The sequence below is a fragment of the Ferriphaselus amnicola genome (genome assembly GCF_000974685.2).
GTDB classification, from domain to species: Bacteria; Pseudomonadota; Gammaproteobacteria; order Burkholderiales; family Gallionellaceae; genus Ferriphaselus; species Ferriphaselus amnicola.
Map to the genome: position 1 here is coordinate 323838 of NZ_AP018738.1, position 14147 is coordinate 337984.

15 protein-coding genes are annotated in these 14147 nt (G+C 58.4%); 10 read left to right on the top strand and 5 right to left on the bottom strand.

What is annotated here, in order from left to right; genetic code table 11:
• From OYT1_RS01450 to OYT1_RS01480, 7 genes are all read left to right on the top strand, one after another.
• Positions 1-687, top strand: a complete 687-nt coding sequence (locus OYT1_RS01450) for a DsbC family protein (protein ID WP_119283448.1) — start codon at positions 1-3, stop codon at positions 685-687.
• Positions 684-1787 (top strand): VanZ family protein, encoded by a 1104-nt coding sequence (locus tag OYT1_RS01455; RefSeq protein WP_062625677.1) that lies wholly within the window; start codon positions 684-686, stop codon positions 1785-1787. Before OYT1_RS01450 ends, OYT1_RS01455 begins: the two co-directional genes overlap by 4 nt.
• 27 nt (positions 1788-1814) lie before the next feature.
• Complete coding sequence (locus OYT1_RS01460) at positions 1815-2114, top strand: (2Fe-2S) ferredoxin domain-containing protein (protein ID WP_062625676.1); 300 nt, start codon at positions 1815-1817, stop codon at positions 2112-2114.
• Positions 2114-2755, top strand: coding sequence for an alpha/beta hydrolase (locus OYT1_RS01465; RefSeq protein ID WP_062625675.1), 642 nt, complete (start codon positions 2114-2116; stop codon positions 2753-2755). Before OYT1_RS01460 ends, OYT1_RS01465 begins: the two co-directional genes overlap by 1 nt.
• Complete coding sequence (locus tag OYT1_RS01470; protein WP_084611897.1) at positions 2752-3666, top strand: ATP-binding cassette domain-containing protein; 915 nt, start codon at positions 2752-2754, stop codon at positions 3664-3666. Before OYT1_RS01465 ends, OYT1_RS01470 begins: the two co-directional genes overlap by 4 nt.
• Positions 3667-3678: 12 nt before the next feature.
• Positions 3679-4464: an ABC transporter permease gene (locus OYT1_RS01475; RefSeq protein ID WP_062625674.1), complete on the top strand. Its 786-nt coding sequence runs from the start codon at positions 3679-3681 to the stop codon at positions 4462-4464.
• 101 nt (positions 4465-4565) lie between these two features.
• Entirely contained in the window at positions 4566-4961 is a 396-nt protein-coding gene (locus OYT1_RS01480) for a response regulator transcription factor (RefSeq protein WP_062625673.1), read from the top strand.
• Here OYT1_RS01480 and OYT1_RS01485 read toward each other — a convergent pair.
• The 5 genes from OYT1_RS01485 to OYT1_RS13515 all read right to left on the bottom strand — a co-directional run bounded on the left by OYT1_RS01485 (position 4958) and on the right by OYT1_RS13515 (position 11068).
• The gene (locus tag OYT1_RS01485; RefSeq protein WP_062625672.1) at positions 4958-5284 is read right to left on the bottom strand and encodes a P-II family nitrogen regulator; all 327 of its coding nucleotides are present in this window, start codon (positions 5282-5284) and stop codon (positions 4958-4960) included. The genes OYT1_RS01480 and OYT1_RS01485 overlap by 4 nt on opposite strands.
• A 9-nt stretch (positions 5285-5293) precedes the next feature.
• On the bottom strand, positions 5294-8395 hold the full coding sequence (locus OYT1_RS01490) for an efflux RND transporter permease subunit (RefSeq protein WP_062625671.1): 3102 nt from the start codon (positions 8393-8395) through the stop codon (positions 5294-5296).
• A gap of 1 nt (position 8396) precedes the next feature.
• On the bottom strand, positions 8397-9533 hold the full coding sequence (locus OYT1_RS01495; protein WP_062625670.1) for an efflux RND transporter periplasmic adaptor subunit: 1137 nt from the start codon (positions 9531-9533) through the stop codon (positions 8397-8399).
• Positions 9530-10780 (bottom strand): TolC family protein, encoded by a 1251-nt coding sequence (locus tag OYT1_RS01500; RefSeq protein WP_172588492.1) that lies wholly within the window; start codon positions 10778-10780, stop codon positions 9530-9532. The genes OYT1_RS01495 and OYT1_RS01500 overlap by 4 nt, the downstream gene beginning before the upstream one ends.
• 78 nt (positions 10781-10858) lie before the next feature.
• A complete protein-coding gene (locus OYT1_RS13515) occupies positions 10859-11068 on the bottom strand; it encodes a hypothetical protein (protein WP_172588493.1) in 210 nt (69 codons plus the stop codon).
• A 184-nt stretch (positions 11069-11252) separates the two neighbouring features.
• On the opposite strand from OYT1_RS13515, the gene dusB reads away from it, so the two are divergent.
• The 3 genes from dusB to purH are packed head-to-tail and all read left to right on the top strand — an operon-like array spanning position 11253 to position 14101.
• On the top strand, positions 11253-12260 hold the full coding sequence (dusB, locus tag OYT1_RS01505; RefSeq protein ID WP_062625668.1) for a tRNA dihydrouridine synthase DusB: 1008 nt from the start codon (positions 11253-11255) through the stop codon (positions 12258-12260).
• Positions 12257-12520: a helix-turn-helix domain-containing protein gene (locus tag OYT1_RS01510; RefSeq protein ID WP_062625667.1), complete on the top strand. Its 264-nt coding sequence runs from the start codon at positions 12257-12259 to the stop codon at positions 12518-12520. Before dusB ends, OYT1_RS01510 begins: the two co-directional genes overlap by 4 nt.
• A 15-nt stretch (positions 12521-12535) precedes the next feature.
• Positions 12536-14101: a bifunctional phosphoribosylaminoimidazolecarboxamide formyltransferase/IMP cyclohydrolase gene (gene purH, locus OYT1_RS01515; protein ID WP_062625666.1), complete on the top strand. Its 1566-nt coding sequence runs from the start codon at positions 12536-12538 to the stop codon at positions 14099-14101.
• Positions 14102-14147 lie beyond the last annotated feature (46 nt).

A 14147-nucleotide genomic window follows, 5' to 3' on the forward strand; every position in this document is an offset into this window, starting at 1 on the left:
ATGTTGAAATCGCTCGTTACTGTGCTGTTATTGCTTGCTGCCGTGTGTGCCTACGCCGGTGAGGTCGAAGTGAAAGTTGCGTTGGAAAAGAACTATCCGCAAGTGGGTAAAGTGATGCAAGTCAATAAGTCGCCCATCCTCGGACTATACGAGGTGGTGACGGAAAGCCAGTTGTTTTACACCGACGACAAGGTGTCGTATCTGATCGTTGGCAATATGATCGAGCTGAAATCGATGCGCAATCTTACGGAGGAACGAGCTAAGGTTCTGTTCGCCCTTGATTTCAAAAAATTACCCTTCGAATTGGCGGTAAAGAAGGTCAAGGGCGACGGCAGTCGCAAACTAGCTTACTTCACTGATCCAAACTGCGGCTATTGCAAGAAGCTGGAGCGCGAGTTGCAGAAGGTCAATAACGTCACTTTGTATATGTTCTTGTATCCGATCTTTCCCGGCTCGGATGAGAAGGTTCAAGGCGTTTTGTGTAGCAAGGATAAGGTCAAAGCGTGGGATGACTTGATGTTGAGCGGCATCCAGCCCGCTGCTGCGACCTGTGCTACGCCGACCGCCAAAGTCCAAGAGTTGGCACGGAGATTGCGCTTACAAGGCACACCAGCATTGATCTTCGCTGACGGCCAACTGGTGCCGGGCTTTTTGCCCGCGTCTGAATTGGAAAAAGCCTTGCAATGATCGAGGTGTTTGAGCGCCAGCACGCCGCCGAACTTCCCGATTTGCCGCACACCCGTTTGCGGCTCTATCTGCTGGCGACCTATATCCTGTTCATCGTCTATGTGAGCCTATCCCCATTCTCGCATTGGAAGGATTTGGGGCTGTCGTTTCATGATGTGTTGGTCGCGCCGCTGCTTCAGACCTACACGTGGTTCGATGCGCTCGTCAACGTGCTGGCATATCTGCCGCTGGGTTTGCTGCTGGGCTTGATCCTGCGTGCCTATCTGGGCACAGGATGGAGCGTTGTGCTGGCACTGTTAGGCGGTGCTGCCTTGTCGAGCATGATGGAATTCACTCAGCTTTTCCTGCCCTCACGCACCAGTTCCAACCTCGATCTGCTGACCAATGTCGGCGGGACTTTGGGCGGTGCGCTGCTGGCGGTAAGTATCGCTCCACGCATTTGGTTCGCCTATCACTTGGCTCGCGTACGCTATAGTTTGTTCGGTCATGGCAATGATTTTGGTCTGGCATTGATCGCCTTGTGGGTGTTTGCTCAGATCAATCCTTCGCTGCCCATGTTGGGTAACGTATTCATTAGCCAAGTGGTACGCAAACCATTCTTGCCTCCGCCGCCGGATGTGTTCAATTGGCTGGAAAGTGCTGCGGTCATGCTCAACTTATTGATGCTGGGAAGCTTGCTGTTGATGTTGCTGCGAGAACGTCGTCACGCGGTGATCGGCGTGGTACTGCTGCTGTGCGCCGTGTCACTGACCAAATTCGTCGCGGCGGCAGCCTTGCTCAAGTCTTGGGCGCTGTTCCTTTGGCTCAACAGCGAAGCCATGCTCGGCATCGCGTCTGGTCTGCTGCTGCTGGCGGCAGCGCTGTTACTACCTTTGCGCGGTGTGCGCGGACTGGCTTGGTTCAGTTGCGCTGCCTATCTGCTGCTGACCCATTGGGTGTTGGACGATTCTGCGCCGTCATCGGCCATGCCCTTGTACCAATGGCGCTATCTGCATCTGCTCAATTACAACGGCTTGACGCAAACGGTGGCGCTGGTATTTCCCTTTCTGTTGCTGGCGTACTTGTGGCATCGGCGGAATGAGCAGGACGACGCGATATAATCCCGCCGACTAGGATTAGGAGTTGAGATGAGCTTTTACGACAAACACGTGTTCTTCTGTACCAATCAGCGCGAGCCCGGTGAAGGGTGTTGCAACGACCTCGGCGCGCAAGGCATGCGCGATTACACCAAGGATAAGGTCAAAGCACTCGGCCTGCCTAACATCCGCATCAACTCGGCGGGCTGTCTGGGGCGCTGCGATCTCGGGCCCGTGCTCGTGGTCTATCCCGAAGAGACTTGGTACACCTATCTGGATGAATCCGATCTGGACGAGATCATTGACTCCCATCTGAAGAACGGCCAAGTGGTCGAGCGGCTGAAGGTCTGATGGCAGAGCGCCGCAAGTTCACCATTCCCGGCCCAGCGGGTGCGCTGGAAGGGGTCGTTCATCTGCCGGAAGGTGAGCCGCGCGCCATCGCGGTGGTCGCACATCCGTTGCCGATCGACGGTGGCACGATGGACAACAAGGTGGTGACGACATTGACCAACACCTTTGTTGATCTCGGCTGCGCTGCGTTCCGTTTCAACTTTCGCGGCGTGGGCGGCAGCGCGGGTGAGTTCACCGGCGGTGATGGCGAGCTGGACGACCTGATCGCAGTGGCGCATTTCGCTTACGACCAATTCGGCGACCTGCCGCTGATCTTGTCCGGCTTCTCTTTCGGCGGCAACGTCGCCGCCCGTGCCGCGCAGTCGCTCAAGCCGCGCCATCTGGTGCTGGTCGGCCCAGCTGTCCATCGCTTTGCCGCACCCATGACCGAGCTCAGTTCCGACATGCCACACGTTGCCCAGGAAACGCTGCTTATCCACGGCGAAAAAGATGAGATCGTCAGTCTCGCCGATGTGCTGGTGTGGGCAGCCCCGCAACAGTTTCCGGTCGTGGTCGTGCCCGATACCGGCCACTTCTTCCACAAGCGGCTGCCACTGCTAGCCTCACTGGTTCGACGACATTTTGAAGGCGTAGCGCTGTGAATAATGTCATTACCGCACGCCAATTGCGCAAGGCCTACGCTGGCCTGACTGTGGTGGATGGACTTGATTTGACCATCCGGCGTGGCGAGTGCTTCGGCCTGCTCGGCCCCAACGGTGCAGGCAAAACCACAACGCTGCGTCTGCTGCTGGGGCTGATCCAGCCGGATAGTGGCGAGCTGTCGTTGCTGGGCGAGCCAGTACCCGAGCGCGCCCGCGAGGCGCGGCTGAAGATCGGCGTGGTGCCGCAGATGGACAACCTCGACCCGGATTTCACCGTGGCCGAGAATCTGCTGGTATATGGCCGCTACTTCGGCATGAAGGACGCCGAGATCGAAGCGCGCATCCCCGCGCTGCTCGAATTCGCCAATCTGACCAATAAACGTGATGCCAAAGTGCCGACGCTTTCCGGCGGCATGAAACGGCGGCTGACGCTGGCGCGTGCGCTGGTCAACGATCCCGACATCATCTTCCTCGACGAGCCGACTACCGGCCTCGACCCGCAGGCACGTCACCTGATCTGGCAGCGCCTGCGCGAACTCACCGCGCAGGGCAAGACGCTGCTACTCACCACCCACTTCATGGACGAGGCCGAGCGCCTATGTCATCGCTTGGCGGTGATGGATCACGGTCGCCTCATCACCGAAGGCAGCCCGCGCGAGTTGATCGAACAAAACATCGAGCCGCAGGTGGTGGAAGTGTTCGGCGAAGGCGTGGAAACGTGGGTGGCCGAACACGCAGCCGATTACGCCGCGCGCTACGAGATCAGCGGCGAAACCGCGTTCTGCTACGTCACCGATGCTGCGCCGTTGCTGGCCCATCTGCATGGGCATCCGACGCTGCGCTTTTTGCACCGTCCGGCGAATCTGGAAGATGTGTTCTTGAAATTGACGGGGCGGGAGATGCGGGAATGACGGGGTTGGCTGATGCGTCTTGATATTTTTGCCCTTCCGCGACTGAGTCGCCGCTTCTTCCCCATCTGGCAGCGGCACTTTCTTGTCTGGCGCAAGATCGCGGCGGCATCGGTGATCGGGCATATTGCCGATCCGATGATCTACATGATCGGGCTGGGCTACGGCCTTGGTAGCTTGGTGCCGGAGATGGGTGGCACCTCGTACATGCTTTTCCTCGCGGGTGGGACGGTGTGCTACAGCACCATGAACAGCGCCAGCTTCGAAGCACTGTATTCCGGCTTCGCACGGATGCACGAGCAGCGCACCTGGGAGGCGATCCTCAACACGCCAGTGACGCTAGATGACATCGTGCTATCCGAGATTCTGTGGGCGGCGACTAAGAGTCTGATGGCGGGCTTGGCGGTGCTCGGCGTGATCTGGTTGTTTGGCCTATCACACACTTGGCTGGCGCTGTGGGTGATCCCGCTGTCGCTGTTGGTGGGGCTGTGCTTCGCTAGTTTGGGACTCATCATGACCGCGCTTGCTCCCAGCTACGATTTCTTCTTGTATTACTTCACGCTAGTCATCACCCCGATGATGATGCTGTGCGGCGTGTTCTTTCCCGTGGCGCAACTACCGGAAGTCTTGCAGACGGTTTCCGCCATTCTGCCGCTGTCCCACGCCATCGATCTCGCCCGTCCGCTGCTCAGCGGAACGGTTCCGGCGCAAGTACAGCTGCACCTCTGGGTGCTGATCACATATACGCTGGCAGGTTACTACACCTCACTGGTGCTTTTCCGGCGACGGCTGGGGCGGTAAGCTTTGCTGATGCGACTATGGCGATGGCCTAGCCGTTAGGTATATTGCTTTAGGTAAAGGTGACTGAAACAATGCGCATGTGATTTAGAGGGGCACACATCATGAGTCAGACCAAAATTCTCATCATCGAAGATGATCGCCAAGTTGCTGATGCGCTTCAGTTGATGCTCGAGTTTCGTGGCTATGCAGTGGATCAAGCCAATGATGGTAGTGCAGGATTGCGGGCGATCAAGGCGAGCTCGCCAGATATCATCATCACTGACATGGTGTTGCCGGAGTTGGATGGTATCGGCGTATTAAAAGCTATCCGTACCGAATATCCAAAGATCCCAGTTCTTGCCATTTCCGGTATGGGGCCGGAACATGGCGACCTGTATCTGAATTTGGCCTCCAAATTGGGGGCGAATGCCATATTGCGCAAACCGGTGAGAACGGGAGAGCTTCTCGACGCGATCAATCGCTTACTGTCATCCGATCCGTTGCTGGCTGACCACTAATTCGGTGGCAGCGAGAGGCGGTGAACCTCGCCCACCTCAGTGACCCACAGTAGCCCGTCGCCCTGCTTGCCGCTGTAGGCATGCTGATGGATCAACTTCACGATCTCGGTCACATGCTCGTCTGGGGTCACGATCTCCAGTCGAACTTTGTCCGAGAACTCGGTTAGCTCCGCACGCAGTGAATTGTGACGTTCCAATCCCTGATGGCCGCTGCATCCCTGTACTTTCAGGATGGTCATGCCGGGAAAGCCCGGCAGATTACGGAAAGCATCGCGGATGCGTTCTAGGCGCTTGGGTTGAATGATGGCTTTGATCTCTTTCATGTCTCTCTCCTAGGCCTCGACGGGTTTTTCCTCGAACCATTTATACAGCGTGGGCAACACCACCAGCGTGAGCAGGGTGGACGTGACCAGTCCGCCGATCACTACGATGGCCAGTGGCCGTTGTACTTCCGAACCGGGGCCGGTGGCGAACAGCATGGGGATCAATCCCAGCATGGCCACGGTGGCGGTCATCAGCACAGGGCGGAAACGCTGGCGGCATCCTTGCACGATAGCCTCTTCTTGCGACAGCCCATCATCGCGCAGGCTGCGGATGTAGGACACCAGCACGACACCGTTGAGCACGGCGATACCCCACAGGGCGATAAAGCCGACCGAGGCAGGCACCGACAGGTATTCGCCGGTGACGAACAGGCCGATCACCCCGCCGATGGAGGCGAAGGGCAGCACGGTGATGATGAGCGTGGCGAAGCGCAAACTGCCGAACAGCATGAACAGCAAGAAGAAGATCGCCGCCACCGTGACCGGGATGATGATCATCAAGTGCCCCATCGCGCGTTCCATGTTCTGGAACTGTCCGCCCCACTCCAGATAATAGCCATCCGGCAGCTTGATCTTGTGATCGACAGCTTGTTGCAACTCGGCCACGAAGCTACCAAGGTCGCGGTCCTTTACATTCACGCCGATCACGATGCGGCGCTTGCCACTTTCACGGCTGATCTGAGCTGGGCCATCGATCACGCGGATGTTGGCGAGATTCTCCAGTGCCACTTGCGCACCATTAGGCGAGGTGACGCGCAGACTGCGAATGGTCGCCACGTTGTCGCGGAACACGAGCGGCAGACGCACCACGCCACTGAAGCGGCGCTCACCTTCGTAGATCTCGGTGGCCTGCTTGCCGCCGATGGCAGTCTCGATCACATCATGCACATCCGCCACATTCAAGCCGTAGTGGGCGATCGCCTGCCTATCCACCTCGATGGAGAGGTATTGCTGGCCGGTGACGCGCTCCACGCGCAAGTCTTGCGCACCTTGCACGGTGGAGGCGACCTTGGCGATGGAGTCGGCCTTTTGCTTGAGCAGGTCGAGATCGTCGCCGAACAGTTTGATCGCCACATCGGAACGCACGCCGGTGACCATCTCGTCCACGCGGTCAGAGATTGGTTGTGCCATCACCACCTGCACGCCGGGCAAGGTGTTCAGCTTGGTGCGGATCGCTTCGGCGATGTTGTCTTGCGTCCAGCCATCTGGCCACTCGCTGCGCGGTTTGAGGCTGACGATAGGCGTGGATTCGTTCTGCCCTTGCGAGTCGGCAGGACTTTCGCCACGACCTACACCGGAGATCGCTGACTTCACGCCGGGCACCTGCATCACTAAGCGCATCCCCTCCATCTCCATCTTGATGGACTCTGCCAGCGAGATGTTAGGTACGCGGTTGATGCCGGGCACGATGGAGCCTTCCTTCATTTCTGGAATGAAGGCTGAGCCGAGGAAAGGTAGCAGCACCACTGCCGTGACGAATGCACCACCGGCAACGAATACGGTCTTTTTGCTGTTTGCCAGCGCCTGATTCAATAGCTTGAGATACGGCTTTTTGAGTAGCGCGACCAAGCGCGTGTCGTGTTCGTCCTTGCCGATCAGCAGATAAGAGCTGAGTACCGGCGTGAGCGTGAGCGAAAGCACCAGCGAAACGAACAGGGCGATGGCGATGGTGAAGGCCAGCGGGGCGAACATCTTGCCCTCCATGCCTTGCAGCGTCATCAGCGGAAGGAACACCAGAATGATGATCGACACGCCGAATACTACCGGTGTGCCGACTTCCGCTGCGGCTTCCATTACCACGCGCGGTCGGCTCACGCCGCTGCCACGTCGTTCAGCCAATCGTTGGAAGGCGTTCTCGACCACCACCACTGAGCCATCGACCATTAAGCCGATGGCGATGGTTAAACCACCTAATGACATCAGATTGGCAGACAGGCCATAGTGATTCATCACCATGAACGTAATGAGCGGTGTCAGCACCAATGTGGCGACAACGATGAGTGACGAGCGCACGTCGCCAAGGAATAGGAATAGCACCACGACGACCAGAATCACACCTTCGATCAGCGTCTTTACCACCGTGTGTAGCGCGGCATCGACTAGCTCGCTGCGGTCATAATAGGGCACGATCTTCAGGCCGCCGGGCAACATACCCTTGTCGTTGATCTCCTGCACACGCTGTTTTACGCGGCTGACGATCTCCTTGGCGTTGCCCGCACGCATCATCATCACGATGCCGCCGACTGCCTCGGTGTCGCCGTTCTTGATGACTGCGCCGTAACGCTCTTCTGCACCGATAGTCACCTCGGCGACATCGCGCATCAGTACCGGCACGCCATCTTGCTCTTTGAGTACGATGGCCCGGATGTCGTCCAGTGATTTCACCAGCCCGACGCCTCGGATCAGGTATTGCTCGGCGTAGTGCGGTAGCACCCCGCCGCCGGAGTTGGCGTTGTTGCGTGCCAGCGACTGATAGATCTCTTGCAAGGTCAGGTGGTAGTAGCGCATCCGGTCTGGGTTGACCAGCGCCTGATACTGCTTGATGTAGCCGCCCTGCGAGTTGATCTCGGCTACGCCGGGGATGCCGCGCAGCAAGGGGCGTACCACCCAGTCCTGAGCGATACGGCGCTCGGTCAGCTCTTCTTTGGTGAGCACTCGCTTACCGTCATCAGCTCGATCTAGCGTGTACTGATAGACCTCGCCCAGACCGGTAGAAAGCGGGCCCAGCGTTGGGGTCACGCCTTCCGGCATGCGTCCACCCGCTTCGATCAGTCGCTCCATCACTAACTGCCGGGCGAAATACACGTCAGTGGCGTCAGTGAACACCAGCGTGATGAGCGACAGGCCGGGCTTGTTCAGTGAGCGCATCTCCTCTATGCCGGGTAGGCCGGTCATGGCCATCTCCAGCGGTACGGTGACGAAGCGCTCGACCTCTTCCGGCGAACGGCCTTGTGCCACGGTGGCAATCTGTACTTGGACGTTGGTTACGTCGGGGAAGGCATCGACCGAGAGTTTGCTGGTGGCGTTGAGGCCGAACGCCAGCAAGCACACGGCGACTACGACCAGTACCAAACGCTGCTTGATCGCAGCGCGAATGATGGCAGTCAGCATATCAGCCCTCCAGTTCTTTGCGGCGACGCTCGTTGTTCAGATGGAAAGCACCTTCGGTAACGATCTTTTCCCCTTCGAGCAGGCCTTCTAGCACGGGCGCGACCCCAGCGCTCTCTTGGCCCAGTTTCACCTCGCGTAACTGGAAGCGTTGTGCGTCGAGTTGGACGAAGACGTAGTCGCGATTGTTGTCACGCACCACGGCGACAACCGGCACCATCACCCGCTGATGTGGAGCACCGTGAATCAGCATCGAGGCCAGCATGCCTGGCTTGAGGGTGTGCTTCGGATTCTCAACATCCATGCGGGCAGTGACCGTGCGGGTGTCAGGTTTGACCGTGTCTGACACGAAGATAAGTTTGCCGTTGATGCGCTGGTCTTCCAGAGCGGATATCTCGGCTTCGCTGATGTCGCCAGTGTGGATCAGCCCAGCTTGCTGCTCGGGGATCTCGGCCACCAGCCAAACGTGCGAAAGATCGGCCACGGTGAACAAGGCATCGGCGGGTTGCACCACTTCGCCTTGCGTGACTTTTCGTTCGATGACCACGCCGTCTACCGTGGACGTGACCGATGATAGAGAATGCACTGAGCGTGTCGCACCTAACTTGTTGATGTCGCCTTCGGTCATGCCCAGCACCTTGAGTTGGTCTTGCGAAGCATGGCGCTCGGCCTGTGCCTGCAACAACTCACTCTCGCGTTTTTGCAGCTCAGCCGCGCTGATGACGTCGGACTCGAACAGCAGTTTGGCGCGGCTGACCGCGCGCTGTTGCAAACCCTCTTGCGACAGTGCTTTGAGATAGGTCAGTTGTGATGCAGAAAGCTCGGTGCTATGCAGGGTGGCGAGCACTTCGCCGCGCCGTACGCGCTGACCCAGCTCGGCGCGAATGTCGGTCAGTCGTCCGGTCACGGCGGCGCCGATGCGTGCGACGCGTTGTTCATCCACGGCGATACGTGCGGGCACACGCAAGGTTTCGACCATTTCGCCTTCGCCGACGGCAGCGACGGTCAGGCGCTTGAGTAATTCAGGCGTGGCGGTGACGATGGTGGGATCTTCGGCTACTTTGGTGGGGGCTTCTTGTTTACCTTGGCACGCGGACAGTAAGACGGCTATCAGCAGGATGGAAATCTTCTTGGACATCATGGGTGTTCTCCGGCAAGTAGGGTGCCACGCAGTCGTTCGATATCGACCAGCGCGAATTGCAATTCATAACGGGCGTTCAGGTAGTCCATGCGCGTACTGCGAACAACGCGCTGGGCATCCAAGTAGTCGAGGATGCCGCGTTCGCCGTAGCGGTAGGCGGCTTCGGCGACTTTGAGCGCGGTCTCTGCGCCTTGCATCAGCCCGGTTTCAAAGATGTACAACTGGCGCTGAGCGATCTGATACCGGCCGTAGGCTTGGTCTAGCTCGTTCAGTACGTTAAAACGTATGCGTTCTTGCTCGGCTTCGGCGCGCTCGAGATTGGCCTGAGCCTCGCCGATCGGACCGGCACGCCTATCCCATAAGGGCAACGGTAGCGCCACGCCGATCCGCCACAGGTTGACATCGGGGTGCTGCTCGGCACTCCATTTCAGCGTGGGTTGTGGGATGCGCAGACTGCGCTCTTGTTCCAATTTTGCGGTGGCGCGCTGAGTCTCGGCAACCGCCGCCTTGAGCAGTGGCTGGTGGGTCAGCAGCTCTTCGCGCAACGATGCGATTGCGGGCAAGTCCTCAGGCAGCAGTGGTGCAGGAGTGATGTCGAAGGTGTCGCCCAGTGGCGTACCCAGCAAAGCGCGCAAACGATCTTTGGCCTGCGTGACCTTGATCTCGGCGCTTTGTGCGACATTCTCAGCGGCCAGCATTTCGGCGGTGGCTTTGATCAGCTCATAGCGCGATGCTTCACCGACTTCGACCCGGAGTTTTACTCGACTGTGAATTTGTCCTAGCAACGCCCGCGATTCCTCGGCCAGTTGCGACTCACTTTCGCGACGCTGAATATCAAGGAACGCCTGCTTCACTTGCGCGTACACATTGAGTCGCGCGTCGTCTAAAAGTGCGGAGCCAGAGACGATGCCGGCTTCTGCTGCCCGTTGACGTGCGCCGCGTACCGACGGAAGTTCTAGTGGCTGGGAAAATGCCAGCAAACGGTTGCGCCCAGGTTGCGGAGTGGTCGGCATCAAGTGCGACCGACCAGAGCCGTATTCGATCTCGGGATTGGGGAAGGCGCGCGCGGTATCCAGTGCGGCTACGCTACTGTGCTGTTGGCCGCTGGCAACTCTGAGGGCAGGGCTGTGTTGCTCTGCCAAAATCAACGCTTCGGGCAGGGTCAACGCCTGCGCATAGACGGGCAGGGCAAATAAGCTCAAAAGCAGGCAGGTTAGCTGAAATGTTTTGTAACGTATTCTTTGCATAATCGAATCCATAAAAATCCAAGGTGCCGCCTAGGACAGCAGCGCACAACGCCAGTCAGCTTGCGCGTCTATAAGGGATCAGACGGATTCGGGCGGCGGGTGATCTGGTGGCGAGGAGCGGCTAGGAATAAAGGCCTGCACTCTATCCTGTAAATGAGGGTCGGCGAGTGAGTCTGAATGAGTGAAATAAACCCGAGTGAGCGGAACGTCGCGATCCGAAGAGTCGTCGTAGTGGCTGTCGGCATCGAGTGATAGCGCAATGGCGCAAGCATCCTGAGTGCTTTGCATTTGATGGATTTCTGTGCCGCCCACCCAAAGCGCTAGCAGCACAAGTGCGGCTAGGCAGTAACGAAATAGGGATGATTGCAATAGGGGCATGGCTGTCATTATAACCTATGCGAAAAATAGCTGTTTGCATCTTCGGGAGCGGCAAGAGTTTCGTTTATAATTCAGCCCCTTTTGGAGAATCCCGATGCGCATCGGCCCTTACCAACTCAAGAACAATCTGATCGTTGCCCCTATGGCGGGGGTGACGGATCGTCCATTTCGCATCCTCTGCAAGAAGATGGGCGCAGGCATGGCGGTGAGCGAGATGGTGGCGTCTAACTCCTTGTTGTACGGCTCAGAGAAGACCAGGCGCCGTGCCAACCATGAAGGCGAAGTCGATCCGATCTCGGTGCAGATCGTCGGGGCTGATCCCAAGATGCTGGCGCAGGCGGCGCGCTTCAACGTCGATAACGGTGCGCAGATCATCGACATCAACATGGGCTGCCCGGCCAAGAAGATCTGTAATGTGATGGCAGGTTCGGCGTTGTTGCAAAATGAGCCGCTGGTCAAAACCTTACTCGAAGCGGTGGTGGGTGCGGTGGACGTGCCGGTGACGTTGAAGATACGTACCGGCTGGGATAAAGCCCATCGTAACGCGATCAGTATCGCCAAGATCGCCGAATCCTGCGGCATTCAAGCGCTGGCCATTCATGGCCGTACTCGCGCTTGTGCTTACACCGGTCATGCCGAATACGACACCATCGCGGCGGTCAAGGCCGAGGTGCGTATCCCTATCATCGCCAATGGCGACATCACTACGCCGGAGAAGGCGAAATTCGTACTGGAACACACCGGTGCCGATGCGGTGATGATCGGCCGTGCCGCGCAAGGCCGTCCTTGGCTGTTCCGCGAGATCGCCCATTTCATGGCGACCGGCGAACATCTACCATCGCCAGCCGTGACCGAGATTCGTGATGTGTTGGTGGCGCATCTGCGCGATTTGTACGAGTTCTATGGCGAATACAGCGGTACCCGCATCGCCCGCAAGCACATCTCTTGGTACACACGCGGTTTGCCCGGTTCGGCGCATTTCCGTCATCTGATGAACCAGCTGCCTTCCACGGAAGCGCAAATGGCAGCGGTTTGCGAGTTTTTTGACTTACAACTAGAGCGCGGAGAGCGCCTGCATTACGGGGAGGAGCTGGCAGCATGAGCGAAGAATGTGGATGTGGCGTGGTCAGCGAGAATGATATCGCTCGCTACGTGCGAGATTCGGTAAATGAATATTTCCAGGACCTTGAGGGCGAGCAGCCCTCCAGTTCTATTTATGACATGGTGATCCGCTGTGTCGAAAAACCCCTGATCGAGACGGTGTTGCATCACGCGGGCGGCAATCAGACGCGCACTGCCGAGCTGCTCGGCATCAACCGCAACACCTTGCGTAAAAAGATCCAAGATTTGAAAATCAAGTAACCACAGAAAGCAATCATGGCAGCCATCAAACAAGCCCTCATCAGCGTTTCCGATAAATCCGGCGTACTCGAATTCGCCCGTAGCCTGAGCCAGCTCGGCGTGAACATCCTCTCCACTGGCGGTACGGCTAAGCTGCTTGCCGACAACGGCGTGCCCTGCACCGAAGTCGCCGATTACACCGGCTTCCCCGAGATGCTGGATGGTCGCGTGAAGACGCTGCAACCCAAGGTTCACGCCGGGATTCTGGCGCGTCGCGATTTGCCCGAGCACGTGGCCACGCTGGAAAAGCACGGCATCCCGACCATCGATCTGGTGGTGGTGAATCTGTACCCCTTCGCGGCAACCGTCGCCAAGCCCGGCTGTACGTTGGAAGACGCTATCGAGAACATCGACATCGGCGGCCCGACCATGGTGCGCGCAGCGGCCAAGAACCACGGCCATGTCGCTATCGTCACCGATCCGGCGGATTACAGTGACGTGTTGGCCGAGATGCAAACCAACGGCGGCGCGGTTTCCGACGCGACACGCTTCGACCTGATGAAGAAGGCGTTCTCGCACACTGCCGCGTACGACAGCATGATCAGCAACTACCTGACCGCCATCGGCAGCGACGGTAGCAAGAGCGAATTCCCCGCGCAGATCAACTTCAATTTCGCCAAGGTGCAAGACATGCGCTACGGCGAGAACCCGCACCAGAGCGCCGCGTTCTACCGCGACCTCAATCCCGTGGCGGGCGGAATTGCTGACTACACCCAATTGCAGGGTAAGGAACTCAGTTACAACAACATCGGCGATGCCGACGCTGCGTGGGAACTGGTCAAGACTTTCGATCAGCCCGCCTGTGTCATCGTCAAGCACGCCAACCCGTGCGGCGTGGCCATCGCCGACAACGCGCTGAACGCCTACAAGCTGGCTTACGCCACTGACACGACTTCCGCGTTCGGCGGCATCATCGCCTTCAACCGCGAGTTGGACGAAGCTTCTGCCGCGCAGATCACCGCCAACCAGTTCGTCGAACTCATCATCGCGCCTTCCGCTTCCGAGGCCGCATTGAAGGTCACTGCCGCTAAGCAGAACGTGCGCGTGCTGACCGTGCCGCTGTCCAACGCCCACAACCAGTGGGACGTGAAGCGCGTCAGCGGTGGTTTGCTGGTGCAAAGCCCAGACGCGTTGAACGTGCAATTGGCGCAGCTCAAGGTCGTCACCAAGGCGCAGCCGACACCTGAGCAACTGACCGATTTGCTGTTTGCTTGGCGCGTGGCGAAATACGTGAAGTCCAACGCCATCGTGTTCTGCAAGGGTGGACAGACCTTGGGCGTGGGTGCGGGCCAGATGAGCCGTGTCGATTCCACCCGCATCGCCAGCATCAAGGCGCAGAACGCCGGACTGAGCTTGGAGAACTCCGTGGTTTCCTCGGATGCCTTCTTCCCGTTCCGCGACGGCATCGACGTACTGGCCGCCGCCGGTGCCAAGGCAGTGATCCAGCCCGGCGGTTCGATGCGTGATGCTGACGTGATCGCAGCGGCAGACGAGCACGGCATCGCCATGGTGCTGACCGGCTTCCGCCATTTCCGTCACTGATCGCCCGCCCGTCGGGCGATAGGCACGTTTAGATCGAAGGAGGACG